We start from the raw sequence: 17,083 nt of genomic DNA on the forward strand, positions 1-17,083 counted from the left end.
GGGGGTGCTGCGGATTCGAGCAGTCGACGCAACAGTCACGTTGTTGTTTGGTCACTGGTCGTTTGTTTTGAAGCTATTGATGGTCTGAGTGAGGGCCAAGGCTTGGATCATCGCCCACGTGGCTCTCCCGCGCTTGGAGGACGATGGGATGAGGTTGCAGAGGAGCGGTGGCTATGCACAGCCTCCCTACCAGCGCACTGCTGCACAACGTAAATTGGTATTCGGGCGACTTGCGCTCTCGGATTCACAAGGAATGTCAGGAGAGGCTACCGTTCATTCGTTGGGCCAGGACGAGCTAAGCCGGCGGTGGCGTCAGGTCAAAGGGTCGCCCACGCCCGCATATGTCGAGTATCGAACCGGATTGAGGCAGCTTCCCTTCACCGCTGCAGCATCCGACATACTCCCCAGCTACTGAGAGTGGACTACGACTAAAGATGTCTGAACCAGCTAGATCCGAGGGCTTCTTTGTCCGTAGAAGAACGCAACGAGAACATCAAGATGCTCTGGACACACTCGCACGCTTATTTGACGAGATCGATATGTGGCATGAACGCGTGCATGTCACCCGTCAGGTCGAGCCGCACTCTCATGCCGACATAGCAAACCAGCTTTCAGAGCCTTTTCAGGCATCTCATGGGGCGAACTACCTACTCCTGACAGCAGTGGACCATCTACACGCGGTGCGAACTCTCATGGGGCAAGCACAAGCACAGCACATCTTCGCCCCATATTCACTCATTAGAGCCGCTCTGGAGACAGCCTCTGCAGGACTATGGATCTTGGCCGATGACTCCCCGCGCGAGACTGCCATCCGTGCCCTTAGGCTTGAAAGCATCAATCTGGCTGAAGTTTCCAAAGCATACGAAACGGTGCAAGGCACGGATGCAGACACTACCCATCGTCGGGCGATCCTTGATGACGCCATCGTCCGCAATGGGTTCCAGCGCGAGAATATCAAAGGCCGCGCGCCCGGCAGCCTGAAGATAATCCAAGCTGCATGCGAAGCATTCGACGCTGGTACGACACCCGTCCTCATGTGGCAGATGTGCTCCGCCGCCACCCACGGCAGGAATTGGATCAGTGGCTTCTTGACCATGATGGACGCTCAAGATGACCTACAATCAAAGATCATCGCCGGGCGCCTCACCTCTGACGAGCAAGGTATCGTCCTGGCCATGTACGCCGCCTGTGACCTAGTCAGGCGACTCTTCAGAGTACAGATGCGGCGCTATACGAAGCATGCGCATACTGGCGAGTCCTTCATGTCCCCGCAGCTTGTACTTCCTCAGACCGGCCTGTTTCTCCCCTCAAGGCGCATGTGAGCTTTCGCCGACCTACAGGATCACAGCCCACAGGCAGCGAAGTTCAACTAGGACCTCGAGCTCTGGCCCGACCTCGAAATGTACCTGCTGCGGGCATCACTCCCCTAGGAGTGCCATGAAGTAGGACAATGAGATTTCCCTTCGAAACGAATGAAAAAGGATCAGCCATTGCATGACCAAGATGTGTCGCGACCATTTCAAATGCAGGATCTGTGACGAACGTGCGAACTACGCCGCGAGCGGGACACGGCAGCGTTGCCGGCGCATCCGGAGACGCTGGCGTTGAGTACAGGCGAGGTGTCGCCGCCTACGCTGTGGCATGCGGCCTGTCCGGAAATCCACTAGTCGGTTTCGGTGTCCCAGCGGGAACGGCACAGGTTCGGTCCGTGGCATTGGAAACCGAGGACGCCCTCGATGATATTCGAGTCGAGTTCGAATCGGGCTGGACCGCACTCGTACAAGCCAAGCGGACTCTCCGTAAGGGAAAACCGCTCTCCACGGCTGTGGCCCAATGGGTTGACGCCGCCCAGTCGTCGCCTGATCCGGGGACACTCCGGCTGGTTATCGTCGCCGGGTCGCTTTCTGGTCCTATGAAGGTATTGCAGCGGGTTTTGGAACGGCATAAATCAGATCAGCCGGGACCGCCTACAGCTGGCGAAGCCGGCGCACTTGCCGTGCTGGATGAACTACTAAGTGAGTTGACGGTTGCACAACGGGCACTTGTCCTCAGGTGCGGTGTTATCTGTGAACTGGCTGTCGAAGAGCTAGAACATACCGGATCCCGTGAAGCTGTCGGGTACTTGGGGTCGGTGGTTTCCACAGGGTTACCGGAGGATGCCCTAAGGGCATGGAAGGAATTAACTTCAGCCGCCGGTCGGATGGCTCGAATTCGGGGCGGACATCTTTTGGAAGGCTGGCTGTCAGAACTTCGTGGGACAGGGATTGAACTTACCGTAGCTGGGAATACACCGGCGGCTGAACTGGAGCGGCTGTCCGCAGCGCTGCGGCTATACCGGGACCGCATGATTCGCGAAGGTAGCTCGATCGACCTCCGTGATCTCGGTGCACAGTTTGCTCCGCTCCCGATCGCGGAATCGGACGCCCAGGTACGGGTTGGAAATGATTTAGACGACCCCAGAGCTGAAGCTGACCTTGTATGGGCTTTTCTCCGACGGGGTCGGGTCGTCCTTACCGGGTTGCCTGGTGGGGGGAAATCGACTGCTATCCGAATACTCGCGGCCCAGCTATGCGAACTCCCGGGCGCACCCCTGCCTATCCGCGTTTCACTCAAGGACGTTGATGCGCTTGGCCATGAGCGGAGTTTCCAGGACCGGTTGCTGTCGATCGCGGTACGTGATGACCAGCCTGAGGACAGGGAACTTATTCGTGGCGAGCTGGAACGCCGCCTGTCCGCTGGTGGGGTATCCCTGTTGATGGATTCACTGGATGAAACTTACGATCAACGAGCCAGCGTGACGCGTCAAATCGACGAACTCATGTCCGTTGTTTCCAACGACGTTGATGCGTTGCTCTCTACACGTGACGTTGCGTACGGCTTCGCGGCAACACTGGGATGGCCCAATCTCGCACTCCGGCGTCCCCAAAATGCAGAGCGCATCATCAAGGCAATCCTGATTCGTGCAGGTGGGGCTCAACCGGTCACAGATGCAAGGTCAGACGCCGATCAATGGGTGGATGAACGGATGCAGTGGGTGAGAAACGCTCTTGCAGCTGATTCAACTCTCCAGGAAACACCTCTATTTCCTGTTCTTCTGGCGTTGCTGGCGGCGGAGAAGGACATCGACACATTGCCCAAGGGGCGCGCCCGCATCCTCGAAGCCGTGGTTCGGGATGCTGTGTCGCGGCACGAGCTGTCCAGGCCTGACACGACTTCCCTAGGACCATTAACCGGAAGATCCATCAATACGGCAGCCATGCATGCGTTCGCCAGTGAAGCGTCGGCAATCCTGGGTGCAAACGGGCGGATAGGGATGGAAGAACTGGTTTCAATTATTGGCGGGGAAATAGCCGCCTATTGGGATATGAGCTTGGGGAACGCAGAAGTGACAGCTCGCGACGCCGTCCGGTTTTTTGACGTCAGCGGCATTTTCGTAATCACAGGTTCCCAGGAAACGGTGGCACCCCGAGTGGCACTGTTCGCTGAAATCGGAGATGCCCTCCGAGCGATTACCCAACCCGATAAGATCGTCGACTGGGTGAACGCCAGGATAGATGCTGGTCAGTTCGAGCCACTCATCCTTGCAGCCGGGATCAACCAATCAGCAGCCGAAGCGTTCGGAACTGTCGCCGGCCAGAAGCAGGACCGCAGCGTTCTTCACGCAGCAGTACGAGCGTACCGAGAAGGCGCCGTGATGAATCCTTTGGCCCTTCGAGCTATCAGTGCCGGTTTGATCGCTGATATGGCGACTGGAACATCTCTGGGGTGGGACAGCTGGCTCCGGTTACTCGAACTCCCCATCACCGCTGACATGCGTGAAACTATTGAGTCCGCCGCCACTACCCATGACCTTGAGCGGCAAAAATTAATGCGGGCTGCACTAGATCTGAGGTTCCGCTCGCCCAAGGAACTTCAGCATGAACCTGAGTCGTTGCTCGCGGTCCTTACGATCAGGAACCTCCCGCAAACTACGGTTCCTAAGAAACAGGGGACCTCCCACCTGCGTGAAATTTTCACCGACAGAGGATTGCATAGTGTTCAGGTTGCCGCCGCCGAGGTCCTCGTAGGGGTCGTGCCAGCCGCTCACACCGCCGTCATCGAGCTAGTAAAAAATGGTCCGCGTAGTCTCGTCCGGGACCTGCAAAAGATCCTGGTTCATGCCGGCTTTCAGGCTGATGCCGCAAAAACGACGGAGGACTTCCCGGGTTTGAAGATACCCGACTGGCTTCGAAACTTCGACCAAGAAAGCGAACGCAGGCTGCTCAATGTACTCGCTGACCGACCGCTGGCTGACCTGACCTACCAACAGCAGACACGGGTTGATGAACTCGCCGACCTCCTGGAGACACTCCATTTGAACGAGGCCAGCAGCTTGCACATGTTTAGAAAACCCGACGAAATCCCAGCCGTCCTGGAGCTTACCGAAACCCTCTTTGGGTTTGATTCCCTCGTGGTGTCGGCCCAGGCCCAGCTCACATTGCAACGCATGGATACTATGGGCAACTCAGACCCGTACTACGCCCTCTTTGACGGTGCTGAGGTACGAGATACTCATAATTGGAAGGCTGTTGCCAACCCAGATGAAGCAGTGATCCTTCTCGGCAGGATGATGACGTGGGGAGAGGCCCACGCGAAGTTCGCTTGCATGGCTCTTTGGGATTCCCCCGTAGCAGACAGGGCCGCCCCCATGCTGCGGGAAATCCTTCCCAATCTTGCTAGCAGCACAAGACATGAACGACTGGCGGCTCACACACTCAGCTCCCTCGTCGATGGACCGGAACCGAAATGCTGGATCGACGGGGAGGATCCTGTTCTGCGTGCGGTCGCGGCTGCCTGGTGCGAAATTGGTGCTGACGAGCATCTCAGCGACGAGCATCTCCGCCTCCTTTCCGATCCAGATGGTCATGTGCGGGAGGCAGCTCTACAGCGAGCCAGCAGGTTACATCCTCGCAATATCCAGACTGTCTTGACTGAATCTGGCAGCCAGACCCTGCCTGGCTGGATGTGTCTTTCATGTCGAACCAAAAATCATCCCGGAGCAACCGGTTGTGCGAAGTCCAATTGCTTCCGCGCTGGACCTGACCTTCCAAGATTGATTGAAAAACTACTCCTCGAAATTGAACCTGATGACATCTCAAGGGATTCCCGCTGATTTTTTACCCATAATAAACGAGTTAAAAGTACCCGGTTGAAATTCCTCAACCTTTGGGGCGTCCGCCTTAAAGGGCCCGCAAGATGGCAAAGTTAACAACTTCGTCGCTAGCGATGATTGATTGGGCGGTGGTGACCAGACCTCCGGCAAGACCCGGGCATGAATCACATTATGCTCGACGCTCGATGCGAATCCCGTTCTTTGCCCCTTCTGGTCCATTACCTCCAGACCCTTGCGCACACCTGTGGCGATCCTCAGGACGACTCCAAGGCACGCAATTCGGTGAGTGCCTAGACGTCGCGCGCAACACCCGTTAGTCGTCCCAGGCGGAATATTTCGATGACCGGTCTTCGAGGAGTGGGGTGGTGAGCCGGAAGAATTCCTGCTTGAAGAAGTCGTACTAGGCGCTCGTCTGTGCCCAGTGCTCGGCCGTCAGTGCGGGCAGCATCCTCGTGATCGTGACCTCAGATATACGCCGCGGCTTCGGTTCGTGCGATCCGCAAGTGCTTCCAGGCGCGCTTGAAGATGTCAGCGGTCAGTGGCAGGAGGGCCCCACATACCAAGGACGGCCACGCGCGCCGGACCTGCTGGACGTTCTCGACATTTTCCTTGCCACGGGCGCCCGAATTGGTGAAGTCCTGGCCATACGTTGGAAGGACGTCGACCTTAGAGTGGAACCATCGACCATCACGATCTCGGGAACCGTTGTGATGGAGAAAGGCCGCGGCGACTACCGGCAAGACCACCCGAAGACGAGGGCCGGCTTTCGCACGATGAAGGTGCCGCCGTTTGCGTACAAACACTCCAGCGCAGGTACTTAGCCCGGCAGCCCAAACCCGGAGACGTGCTGTTCCCGTCTTCCACCGGAACCGTGCGCAGCCCGCACAACTTCCGCAGGCAATGGCGGGACGCCCGCGCTGGATCACCCTTTGAGTGGGTAACCCCGCATGTCTTCCGGAAATCCGTTGCCACTCTCATCGGCCAGGAATACAGTTCCAAACAAGCCGCCGTACAGCTGGGTCACGCTGGAACTGCAATCACGGAGAAGCACTACATCGCCAAGGCAACCCAGTCGCCGGACCTCGCAGCGGTCCTCCAAAAGTTTGGCACTGCATCACTATCCGGACCGGAGGGCATGTCTATGTAAATACCACCCACCGTCACTGAGGCCCAGACGCACGGAATCCAACACCCAAGGCTGATCCCGAATCACCCGAAGGCGTGTGGTTTTCGTGTGGTTAAGCCTTCGCGAGACAGGAGGAAAACCCTTCACGCCGACGTTTCCGCAGGCCAAAGGGCCTTCGTAGTGGAGCTTAGGGGAATCGAACCCCTGACCTTTTCATTGCGAAGGAATCTCAAGGTTCCACCCAGCACTGAATGGCGTCGGATCCACCACTCGCACTTCTGAGCGTGACAGCACATATCCCCCTTTTATGTGAAGAACCTAGTAGCGCCGGCGATCGGTGATAGCTTCCGCCTGAAAGATCGCTATGGAGAACCGTTCCCTTTAGGAGCAAGCGATTGCAGCACCACCCCATTCAGCGCAACCTTCATCGTCGAATCGACATAGTTCCTTTCAGTTACCCGGTCATCGGTATGTCCAGCCTGACGTGCTCCTTCCTCCAAAGAGGCGGCATGAGCCACAACCGTTACTGCCGTCTTTCTCAACGTGTGCGGTGTGGCCCAGTCGAAGTCTGTATGAATGTTCGCCTCCTTTTTCGCCGAATTGAAGCTCCGCCGGATGCTGCTCATACGCAACTAAGTTCCTTCCCTGCTGACAAATACGGCATCGATCGGGTTAAGAGCGGGCGCATTGATCCTCCGAGCAATCAGAAGGGTATGTACCCATTCGGGAAGCTGGATAGAATAGTCCGGTGCTCCCAGCTTCCGTCGATCCTGGTAGAAGAACCTTCCCATTTGCATGGCACCGTGTTCATCCCGCATTCCACGCTCTTCCACCAGAGTGGCATGCACTGTCACAAGCCCATCAATCAAATCGATGTCTTTCCAGCAAAGCGCGAGCACCTCACCTATTCGCAGACCCGTACCGAGCATCACTTCGAACACATCTGACAGATGCTCCGACCGGGGCGGACCGCTAAGGCCTGGTTCGCGACGCCAACTGTGGATTGCTTTCCGGAGCGTCAGCAGTTCATCATCGCGAAGTGCTCGAGGCCGGCTCTTCCTCTTCGTCGGCAGAATTACGGATGTTACGGGGTTGGCGCCAATAACGTCATCCCCCACTGCGTAATCAAAAGCCTGTTTCAAGATTGTTCGGCATAATCGGGCAGTGGTGTGCCCGCCTTCCGGCGTAATCAAGCCCAGCAGGAAGCGCTTGGCGTGACTGGCACGAAGTTCTTTTGCTCGTATCTGCCCCACTTCGGGGACGATGTATTTGTTCGCGTAGTACTCATAGCTAGCACGCGTCTGTTGAGAGATTTCGCCGTCCACGGCGCTCTCAGTGGTGGAACGCGAGTTCAGCCACGTTTTTAGAAGTTGATCGATTGTGGGGTCTGATCCCAAGACTTTGTTGCTCTTCGCCCATTCTTCAGCCCGAATCAAAATTTGGTTCCGGGCCCTGCCCATCGTAGTCGCGTGGGCGGTTAGCATCCTGGTTTTACCGTTCCATTCGCGGACCGTAATCCAGGCACGGTACTGACCCGTGTGGTTTTTCCTTGCGGATACACTAGGCGACCCGTATTCACCGAGCTCTATGCGTGCACGACCCATCAGGCCGCCCGCCGATTCGATTCGATCCACGTCTGGACTGCGGCACGTTCATACCGGAGGCTGCCGCATGGGAACTTCACGAAGTTAGGACCGAGTCCTGACGACGCCCAGTTCGCTAAAGTCTTCGGCCTAAGGCTTAGCCACTGCGCCACATCTGCACGAGTCAAAAGCTGCTCTGGCAGGTCCGCAACTGAAGCCAGCCGGTTCTCAGAATTTACGTTCATGTGATGTTCTATGCGGCTCGGGGCCTGACGGCGGTAAAGATCGCAACACCAGCGTGCCAAAGTTTGATTTTATTCTTGATTCTGGAGCGCCATGCCCGCCAATATCGGCAGCCAAAATAGCATATGCCCTAGTCAAATCGCATTTCGTGGAGCCTCCTGCCGGATTCGAACCGGCGACCCCCTGTTTACAAGACAGGTGCTCTGGCCAACTGAGCTAAGGAGGCGAACTGGCAAGGCCAGCTGGCGCCGTCATCGGCATTAAACCGATCGATTGCGCACAGTCCAGATTAGCCCAGCCGGGGCGTCAGCGAAAACTAGCCCTTGGCGTCGATCTTCTCCTGGGTGAACTCCGCAAAATTGTCGATGGCTTCGGGTACTGCCTCGCCATCCACATAGATGGTCGGTGTCCCGGTGATGCCATCCAGCTCAGCCGCTTCGGTGGTGAAGTTGACCCATGGCCGGAACGTGCCCTCGGATAGGCAAGTGGAGATGTCCGCTGCACCCACCGTTGAGGCGAGACTCGCCAGCCCGGCGTCGTCGAGCTCGCCGTTCTCATAGTTGGCAAACAACCCGGTGGAGAAGTCGAAGTACGCCTCGGGGGATTCCTCGGCTACGCAGGCCAAGGCATTCGCGCCCCGGGAGGAGTAGTCGGTGGAGGAGTTGCGGTCCAGGTACGCCACGTTGCGGTGTTCCATCGTGATCTCCCCGGCGTCGAGCCAGGTCCTGATCTGCTCGGCGTGGGTGCTCTCAAACTCCGCGCAGAACACGCAGTTCACATCCACGTAGGAGACCACCTGCACCGGTTCCCCGTCGCCCGAAGCGGCAATGCCCGGGGGCAGTTCCCCGGCAGGCCGCGGATCGGAAGGGAGGGTGGCCAGATCGACGTCACCCGTCTCGAAGGACTCCATCTCGGTGCTCGACGAAAGCACAATCCCGCCATACTCGTTGCCGCCGGACGGCGCCGGACCGGCGTCGGGGACCTGCCCGCGAATGGTGTTCGTGACAATCAGCCCCACCACCACCAGGATGGCCACCACAGCCGCCACTACGCCCCACCGGATCAGGAGCCCCTTGCGCCTCTCCTGGCGTTCCTGGGCCTCACGAAGCAGCCGCGCCTGCTCGCGGGCCTGCGCCGAGCGCTGCGATTTGGACGGTTTATGGCTAGAGCTGGGCGTCATCAGTCCTCGTCATCGTTGGGTACGCGTAGTCTCAAGCTTAGCGAGCCATCCCCTGCCGCCGGCGACTGACCAGTCGACGCCGCCCAAACGGTAAAGTACTAAGTAGGCCTACTATGTGCAGGAGTCAGCGTGCCTTCAGCTACACCCCCGTCCGATAACACCACCGCCTACGGCGAATTCGAGTTCATTGTCGTGTCCAACCGGTTGCCCGTCGACCGGGTGGACACCAACGGCAGCAGTTCCTGGCGCCGCTCCCCCGGCGGCCTGGTCACCGCCCTGGCACCCGTCATGTCCAAGGCCGACGGCGCATGGGTGGGCTGGCACGGCGCACCCGATGAAACCCTCGACGCATTCGACCACGACAACATGCGACTCGTCCCCGTCCACCTCACCGCCGACGAGGTGGAGTTCTACTACGAGGGTTTCTCCAACGCCACCCTGTGGCCGCTCTACCACGACGTGATTGCCCCACCGGAGTTTCACCGCCACTGGTGGGACTCCTACCGCAGGGTCAACGAACGCTTCGCCGAAGCCACCGCGGCGGTCGCCGCCGAGGGCGCCACCGTCTGGGTCCAGGACTACCAGATGCAGTTGGTCCCCAAGATGCTGCGCGCGGCCCGCCCCGACCTGAAAATCGGCTTCTTCAACCACATCCCGTTTCCTCCGCTGGAGATCTTCGCCCAGCTGCCCTGGCGCGGCCAGGTGATCGAGGGTCTCCTCGGCGCCGACCTGATCGGGTTCCAGCGTCCCAGCGATGCCAGCAACTTCCTACGCTGCGTCCGCCGCTTCGTCGGCCACACGGTCCGGCAGCAGCAGGTTCAGGTTGAACTGGAAGAAGGCGGCCCCACCTACACCTCGCGGGCCGAAGCGTTCCCGATCTCGATCGACGTTGACCAGATCATCACGCTCGCCAACCGCGAAGACATCATCGAACGGTCCAAGGAGATCCGCCGCGAGCTCGGCAACCCGAAGCACATCCTCCTCGGGGTGGACCGGCTGGACTACACCAAGGGGATCGGCCACCGCCTCAAGGCCTACGAAGAGCTACTCGCCGATGGGCACGTCAAGGTGGAGGACGCCGCACTGATCCAGGTGGCCAGCCCCAGCCGCGAACGGGTGGAGCAGTACCGGTTACTGCGGGAGGAAATCGAGGGAGCCGTTGGCCGGATCAACGGCACCTACGACACCATCAAGAACACCGCCATCCGCTACCTGCACCACAGCTACCCGGTGGAGGAAATGGTTGCCCTCTACCTGGCGGCCGACGTCATGCTGATTACCGCGCTGCGGGACGGCATGAACCTGGTGGCCAAAGAGTACGTGGCAGCCCGCACTAGCAACAGCGGTGCACTGGTGTTGAGCGAGTTTGCCGGCGCAGCTGACACCCTTCGCCAGGCGGTCCTGATCAACCCGCACGACATCGACGGCCTCAAAGCCGCAATCGTCACCGCGGTGAACATGAGCCCCGCCGAATCGACCCGCCGGATGCGGATCATGCGCCGCCAGGTGTTGCAGAACGACGTCGAACGATGGTCCAAGGCCTTCCTCGCCGCCCTGCAGGAGGGTAACCACGAGAACCCCCAGGAGACACCGCATGCCTGAGAGCCTGAGTCCCGCATTACTGACCGCGCTGGCATCAATCGCGAAGGCCGACCATCTGCTGATTGCCCTGGACTTTGACGGCACCATGTCACCGCTCGTCCCCCTTGCCGCTGACGCCCGGCCGCTTCCCGGGTCGGCCAGTGCGCTGTCCGCGCTCGGACAGCTCCCGGAGACGACGACGGCGCTCGTCTCCGGGCGGGCGCTCGACAGCCTCCGCTCGGTCGCGACCCCCGACCCGGAAACGCTGCTCATCGGTAGCCACGGCGCCGAGACCTGGACCGGACCCGATGGCGCCCCGCTGACGCTGACCGACCAGCAGACCGACCTGCTTCGCCGGGCCACTGCCGCTGTCCAGCGCGTGGTGGACTCCCACCACGGAACGATGCTCGAATCCAAGCCTGCCGGCGTCGTTCTGCACACCAGAACCGCCGACGACGACGTCGCGGCAGCCGCGACCGACGCGGCCCGCGCCGCATTGGACCAGCTGGAGGGCGCCCACATCACCGACGGCAAGCGCGTCCTGGAAACCTCGGTCATCAGCGCCGACAAGGGCCAGGGCATCAGATCGCTGCGGAAGTACACTGGCGCCACGGCAGTGTTGTTCGCCGGCGACGACGTCACTGATGAACACGCCTTCGCCGCGCTCGAAGCCCAAGACCTCGGCATCAAGATCGGGGACGGGGAGACCCGGGCTAGCCACCGCATCCACTCGCCCGAGGAATTGGTGCTGGTGCTGGAGCGGCTTCTGGAGCTACGCCGCACCAGTGCGCAATCCTGATTTATCTGCCATACTCGGAATCTGTGACGCACACCACCTGCCGTCTCGATGAAGTACGGCCAGGGCGACACAGATAACTGAATACTCTCCATTCACAACGGATCGTCGGGCACGTACCTGCCCGTGAAAAGGAAAAACAAATGGCAACGGTGACGTTTGACCAGGCAACACGCCTGTACCCCGGGACAGAGAAGCCCGCGGTTGACAAGCTCGACATTCAGATCGCTGATGGCGAATTCCTCGTTCTCGTGGGACCCTCCGGCTGTGGCAAGTCCACGTCGCTGCGGATGCTCGCCGGACTCGAAGATGTGAACTCGGGCCGTATCCTCATTGGTGACCGCGACGTCACCGATGTTCCGCCCAAGGACCGCGACATCGCGATGGTGTTCCAGAACTACGCGCTTTACCCCCACATGTCGGTAGCCGACAACATGGGATTTGCGCTGAAAATCGCTGGCGTGTCCAAGGAAGAGCGCGCCGAACGCGTTCGCGACGCAGCGAAGCTGCTCGACCTTGAGCCGTACCTCGACCGCAAGCCCAAGGCCCTCTCCGGCGGCCAGCGGCAGCGTGTTGCGATGGGACGCGCGATCGTGCGTAACCCACAGGTGTTCCTCATGGATGAGCCTCTCTCCAACCTCGATGCGAAGCTGCGCGTGCAGACCCGCACCCAGATCGCGTCGCTGACCCGCCGCCTGGGTGTCACCACTGTCTACGTGACGCACGACCAGGTTGAGGCAATGACCATGGGCGATCGCGTGGCAGTTCTCAAGGATGGCGTCCTCCAGCAGGTCGACACTCCGCGCAACCTGTACGAACGCCCCGTCAACGTCTTCGTTGCAGGCTTCATTGGCTCCCCCGCCATGAACCTGCTGGAACTCCCCGTCACCGACGGCGGCGTGAAGTTCGGTGGCATCACCTACCCGGTTGCCCACGAGGTGCTCGATGCTGCACACGGCGGCACCGTGACCCTGGGTGTCCGTCCTGAAGATCTCCAGATCGCACCGGATGGCCAGGGCCTGCAGGTTGAGGTCGACGTCGTCGAGGAACTCGGCGCCGACGCCTACGTCTACGGCCACACCACCCTGAATGGGGAGGAGCAGGTCATCGTGGCACGTGTTGACGGGCGGCGCCCACCAATGAAGGGTGACACCATCTACGTCACCCCCGAAAAAGGCCATGTGCACCTCTTCGACATGAAGGACGGACTGCGGCTGGCCGATCACGTCTAAGCTAGCCCCGCTGTCCGAGCGGAACTGACCCGAGTACGGTGGTCTTTGGATTGACTTTCAATTCAGGGGCCACCGTACTTCGTTAAGCACCGCATTTCGTTAAGTAGTAAACAGTCACAAAAAAGGGCAACACATGAACGATTCGCCAGACGCCGAGTGGCACGACGAGCCAACCGACTGGGACCAGCCCGGCAAATTGCCACGCACCAGGGGCGGCTCGGATCCGGGCACGCTTGGATCCCTGAACATCACGGCTGCCGCCACCGACCCCGAACTGCTGGACCTGCCCTGGCATATCGGATTGGAAGACTGGCCAGCCCAGTATCTCGCCGCGCTGCCCCGCGGTATTTCACGGCACATTGTGCGGTTTGCCCACCTCGGCGGGTCGGTCATTGCCATCAAGGAAACCAGCGAACACGTGGCCCGGCATGAGTACCACATGCTGCGGAAGCTCCGCAGACTCGATGTGCCCAGCGTGGAGCCGGTCGCTGTCATCACCGGCCGGAAGGCCCTGGACGGTTCCGACCTCGATCCGGTGCTCGTCACCCGGCACCTGAAATTCTCGATGCCCTACCGCGCCCTGTTTTCCCAGACGCTGCGGCGGGAAACCCTGACCCGGCTGATCGATGCCCAGGCGCTGCTGCTGGTCAGGCTGCACCTCATCGGGTTCTACTGGGGCGACGTTTCCCTGTCGAACACCCTGTTCCGCCGTGATGCTGGAGCCTTTGCTGCCTACCTGGTCGACGCCGAGACGGGCGAGTTGTATCCAGAGCTGTCCTCCGGCCAGCGGGAGTATGACCTTGAGATCGCCCGCGTGAACATCGCCGGCGAGCTGATGGACCTCGCCGAGGGTGGCCTGATCGAAGAGAAAGTGGATCCCCTGGCCACCAGCGAGCTCATCATGGACAGCTACCGCCGTCTCTGGGCCGAGCTGACAGACCAGGAATCCTTCGACCTCAACGACCGGTGGCGCGTCAACGCCAGGATTCGCCGGCTCAACGAGCTGGGGTTCGACGTGGAAGAGTATGCCATCCAGACGGAGGCCAACAGCTCCCAGATCCAGCTGCAGCCCAAGGTGGTCGACGCCGGTCACCATAGCCGGCGGCTCCTGCGGCTGACCGGGCTCGATGCGCAGGAGAACCAGGCCAGGCGGCTGCTCAACGACATGGACGCCTACCGCGCCGACAACAACCCCGACGTCGACGAGGAGCTCAGCGCACATCTCTGGGTGAGTCAGGTATTCGAACCGATTGTGCGTGCTGTCCCCCGCGAGCTGGGCCGCAAGCTGGAACCAGCCGAGGTGGTCCACGAGGTTCTTGAGCACCGCTGGTACATGTCCGAGAAGCAGGACCGCAACGTGCCATTGGCTGAGGCCGTCCAGTCCTACCTCGACTCCATCCTGGTACACCGCCGGGATGAAGCCGCCATCATGCTCACCGCCGACACGAAGTCGATCGACATCCTCGACGGCGGCGCACGCGACTCGCCTTAGCCGGCGGCTACCGAAGCCTGTGCCTGTGCCTTAAACGGGAACGCACCCGGAACTGTGATGGGGAGGGCCGATACCGGCTCGTCCCGCCCAGCTCCGGGCGCGCCCAGTGGTGTAACAGGGTGAGAGGTTACGGGCAGGTGATCTCGGTGCCTTCGTACTGGTGCACGCCGGGGCCCAGATCCCCACAGACTTCAGTGATGAGGTTGACCCCTGCGACGAGGACAATCACGGTGAGTATCCCGGTGATCACACCGATTGCGCCGATGATGATGCCAGCGAGGGCGAAGCCGTTGCCCATCCTGGCTCTGCGTGACTTCACCATAGCCACGATGCTGATGATCAGGCCGACAATGGAGATGGGCCAGATGATGGCGCAGATCATGCCCACAATGCCAAGGGTCTTGCCGGGATTCTCGGTTGGCTGCCCGTATCCACCAGGGCCGGTTCCATAAGGGCTCTGCCCATACCCGCCCTGCTGCCCGTACGGAGACTGGCTGGACTGTCCCTGCTGCCCGTAGGGGGTGGGCTGACTGCCCGGTGCGGGCTGCTGCCATTGCTGGCCAGCCGGGTACTTCGAGGGATCCTCGCCCTGGCCGCTGCCCTGCTGGTTGGGCTGATTGCCCGGATAGTTGTCAGACACGTTGAATCCCCATTCATGTTCATGGTGCTGCCAGCTGGCAGCGATAGCACTCATTCTATCCATGGGAGGCTACGCCTCGACGGTAATGGCCTTCCCGGGGTTCAGGATGCCCCGCGGATCGAAGACTTTCTTGATCTGGCGCTGGAGGTCCAGGACTTCCTCTGTCTGCTCCCAGGGGAGCCACCTCAGCTTGTATTGGCCCACCCCGTGTTCCCCGGTGATGGTTCCGCCCAAGCCCAGTGCCAGGCGCACCGACTCGTCGAGTGCCAGGTCGAGCCGTTCCACACCTGCCGGGCCCTCGGCCGCCGACACCCAGAAGGTCGGATGCAGGTTACCGTCCCCGGCGTGGGCGACCACTTTCAGAAGGACCGAATGCTCGGCGGCCACCCGCTCAAGTTGCGCAATGTAGTGCACCAGCTGGGACCGCGGCACGGCGACGTCCTCGCCGACCCGGAATTCGTCGTCGACCTCGTCCCCGCGGCTGTGCCGACGAAGATCAATCAGGTGTGCCGCTTCACCGACGTCCTGCGAACTCACAGTGCCCCCTAGCGCCGTCAGCACCACGCGGACGACGGCGGCCTCCGCCTCAGCACCGAACCCGTCGGTCTGAATCAGCAACAGGGCACCACCACGCTCGCGCAGGTTGGACCCGTGTGCGCCATCCAGGGCGGTCAGGGTCATGCCGTCCAGCAACTCCATGATCGCCGGTTGGACGCGGGCCTCACCCACCGCCAGTACCCCTGCGGCAGCGGTCTGGATATCGGGGAAAAAGGCGGCAAGGGTCTGTTCGCTGTGGGGGAGGTAGCGTAGCCGTACGGTGATGCCAACGACGATCCCCAGCGTGCCTTCCGATCCGACGAATAGTGAGGTCAGATCGTACCCGGCGACGCCCTTGAAGGTCTGCACACCGGTCCGGATCAGCGTCCCGTCGGCGAGGACCACATCCAGGGCCAGAATCGAATCCCGGGTCACCCCATACTTGGCGCACCGTAGTCCGCCCGCGTTGGTCGCCACGTTCCCACCGAGCGTGGAGATGCGGTAACTGGCGGGATCCGGCGCGTACATCAGCCCGTGTTCGGCCGCAGCAGCGTTGAGGTCGGCGTTGATCACCCCGGGTTCGACGACGGCGGTCTCGTCCAGCGGGTTCATCGCGGTGATGCGGTTCATCCGGTCCAGGTTCAACACGATGCACCCCTCCGTGGCGTGCGCGCCGCCTGAGACTCCCGTGCCGGCACCCCGGGGGACCACCGGGATCCGGTGAGCGTATGCCCACCGCATGACCTGTTGCACCTCGTCGACCGTCTGTGCCCAGACCACGGCGGCGGGAGACTGAAGACTAAGGACCGGGCCCTGGTCTCGCGCATAGGGTTCAACTGCGGACTCGGCAGTCAACACCGCCCCGTGCGGGAGGAAAGCGCTCAGCTCGGCGATCAGTTCGGGGGTCACTGGGTTCCGCCCATAAAGCGCTGGAACTTCTCGAGCGCCGTTGGCCAGAAAGTCTCATAGAGGGAGCGGTCCTGCACCGACTGGTGGGCCGTGGACCAGCCCCGATGCGTCAGGGATACCAGTGTGCCCCTGCCTGGGAGGCCCTCGAACCCGAGAGACAGGTCCGTCTGGGTACCTCCCCCCAGCTGGTGGTGCCAGGCAAGGTCGAGCCGGCGTCCCTCTTCCCGGTCAATGACAGCTGCCCAGACGGCCTCCTCGTTCTCGGGGGAGGTTTCGACCAGCGCGTCACCCTCCAGGTCGAAGAAGCTACCGACGCCGTACACGCTGAGACTCTGCGCGGGCCACCAGAGATGGATGTTATCGACAAAGCCCGCAAATGCGTGGTCCGGAGGAACCGGGACGGTGACGGTGAAGGCCAGCGACGGCGCTGGGTCGGGCTCTACCTGTGGCAGCGCGGCGTCCGAAAAGAGGTTGCTCATGTCTGACGACTTTACCGGCTGGAAGCCGTCCGTTTGGAGCGTGCCATCTGCAGACCTGGCTGGCTGGTTTGTGGGTGTGGGTGGGGTGGTGGGTTAAGTGCGAAAGGCCCCACCGTGGGTGGGGCCTTTCGTC

At 60.8% G+C, this 17,083-nt stretch carries 13 protein-coding genes and 1 tRNA gene; 7 read left to right on the top strand and 7 right to left on the bottom strand.

The features are described from left to right. Positions 1–779: 779 nt before the first annotated feature. The 3 genes from HMI58_RS12600 to HMI58_RS14555 all read left to right on the top strand — a co-directional run bounded on the left by HMI58_RS12600 (position 780) and on the right by HMI58_RS14555 (position 5,973). Positions 780–1,322, top strand: coding sequence for a hypothetical protein (locus HMI58_RS12600; protein WP_171620216.1), 543 nt, complete (start codon positions 780–782; stop codon positions 1,320–1,322). Positions 1,323–1,708: 386 nt separating this feature from the next. After that, positions 1,709–5,152 (top strand): hypothetical protein, encoded by a 3,444-nt coding sequence (locus HMI58_RS12605; protein ID WP_171620218.1) that lies wholly within the window; start codon positions 1,709–1,711, stop codon positions 5,150–5,152. 458 nt (positions 5,153–5,610) lie between these two features. Next, complete coding sequence (locus tag HMI58_RS14555) at positions 5,611–5,973, top strand: hypothetical protein (protein WP_205208149.1); 363 nt, start codon at positions 5,611–5,613, stop codon at positions 5,971–5,973. A gap of 667 nt (positions 5,974–6,640) precedes the next feature. Here the strand turns inward: HMI58_RS14555 and HMI58_RS12615 are convergent. From HMI58_RS12615 to HMI58_RS12630, 4 genes are all read right to left on the bottom strand, one after another. After that, a complete protein-coding gene (locus tag HMI58_RS12615; RefSeq protein WP_171620220.1) occupies positions 6,641–6,904 on the bottom strand; it encodes a hypothetical protein in 264 nt (87 codons plus the stop codon). A gap of 6 nt (positions 6,905–6,910) precedes the next feature. After that, positions 6,911–7,912: a tyrosine-type recombinase/integrase gene (locus HMI58_RS12620; protein WP_171620222.1), complete on the bottom strand. Its 1,002-nt coding sequence runs from the start codon at positions 7,910–7,912 to the stop codon at positions 6,911–6,913. 341 nt (positions 7,913–8,253) lie between these two features. Then, a tRNA-Thr gene (locus HMI58_RS12625) sits at positions 8,254–8,330 on the bottom strand. 90 nt (positions 8,331–8,420) lie between these two features. Beyond that, the gene (locus HMI58_RS12630) at positions 8,421–9,284 is read right to left on the bottom strand and encodes a thioredoxin domain-containing protein (RefSeq protein ID WP_171620224.1); all 864 of its coding nucleotides are present in this window, start codon (positions 9,282–9,284) and stop codon (positions 8,421–8,423) included. Between the two features lie 129 nt (positions 9,285–9,413). Between HMI58_RS12630 and HMI58_RS12635 the strand changes: the two genes are divergently transcribed. The 4 genes from HMI58_RS12635 (at position 9,414) to HMI58_RS12650 (ending at position 14,385) form a co-directional block, all read left to right on the top strand. Then, positions 9,414–10,886 carry a trehalose-6-phosphate synthase gene (locus HMI58_RS12635; RefSeq protein WP_171620226.1) on the top strand — a complete coding sequence of 491 codons (1,473 nt, stop codon included), beginning with the start codon at positions 9,414–9,416 and terminating at the stop codon, positions 10,884–10,886. Then, positions 10,879–11,664, top strand: coding sequence for a trehalose-phosphatase (gene otsB / locus HMI58_RS12640; protein WP_171620228.1), 786 nt, complete (start codon positions 10,879–10,881; stop codon positions 11,662–11,664). Before HMI58_RS12635 ends, otsB begins: the two co-directional genes overlap by 8 nt. A 140-nt stretch (positions 11,665–11,804) precedes the next feature. Continuing rightward, entirely contained in the window at positions 11,805–12,893 is a 1,089-nt protein-coding gene (ugpC, locus tag HMI58_RS12645) for a sn-glycerol-3-phosphate ABC transporter ATP-binding protein UgpC (protein WP_171586635.1), read from the top strand. A 133-nt stretch (positions 12,894–13,026) separates the two neighbouring features. Then, on the top strand, positions 13,027–14,385 hold the full coding sequence (locus HMI58_RS12650) for a DUF4032 domain-containing protein (RefSeq protein WP_171586634.1): 1,359 nt from the start codon (positions 13,027–13,029) through the stop codon (positions 14,383–14,385). Between the two features lie 127 nt (positions 14,386–14,512). Here HMI58_RS12650 and HMI58_RS12655 read toward each other — a convergent pair whose 3' ends face one another. Genes HMI58_RS12655 through HMI58_RS12665 form a run of 3 tightly spaced genes read right to left on the bottom strand, consistent with a single transcriptional unit; the run spans position 14,513 to position 16,950 of the window. After that, positions 14,513–15,088 (bottom strand): hypothetical protein, encoded by a 576-nt coding sequence (locus HMI58_RS12655; RefSeq protein WP_171620230.1) that lies wholly within the window; start codon positions 15,086–15,088, stop codon positions 14,513–14,515. Between the two features lie 6 nt (positions 15,089–15,094). After that, positions 15,095–16,471 carry an FAD-linked oxidase C-terminal domain-containing protein gene (locus tag HMI58_RS12660; RefSeq protein WP_171620232.1) on the bottom strand — a complete coding sequence of 459 codons (1,377 nt, stop codon included), beginning with the start codon at positions 16,469–16,471 and terminating at the stop codon, positions 15,095–15,097. Further along, positions 16,468–16,950, bottom strand: coding sequence for a hypothetical protein (locus HMI58_RS12665; protein ID WP_171620234.1), 483 nt, complete (start codon positions 16,948–16,950; stop codon positions 16,468–16,470). The genes HMI58_RS12660 and HMI58_RS12665 overlap by 4 nt, the downstream gene beginning before the upstream one ends. Between the last annotated feature and the right edge of the window lie 133 nt (positions 16,951–17,083).

The organism is Arthrobacter sp. 147(2020) (genome assembly GCF_013116715.1).
Classification (GTDB): domain Bacteria; phylum Actinomycetota; class Actinomycetes; order Actinomycetales; family Micrococcaceae; genus Arthrobacter_D.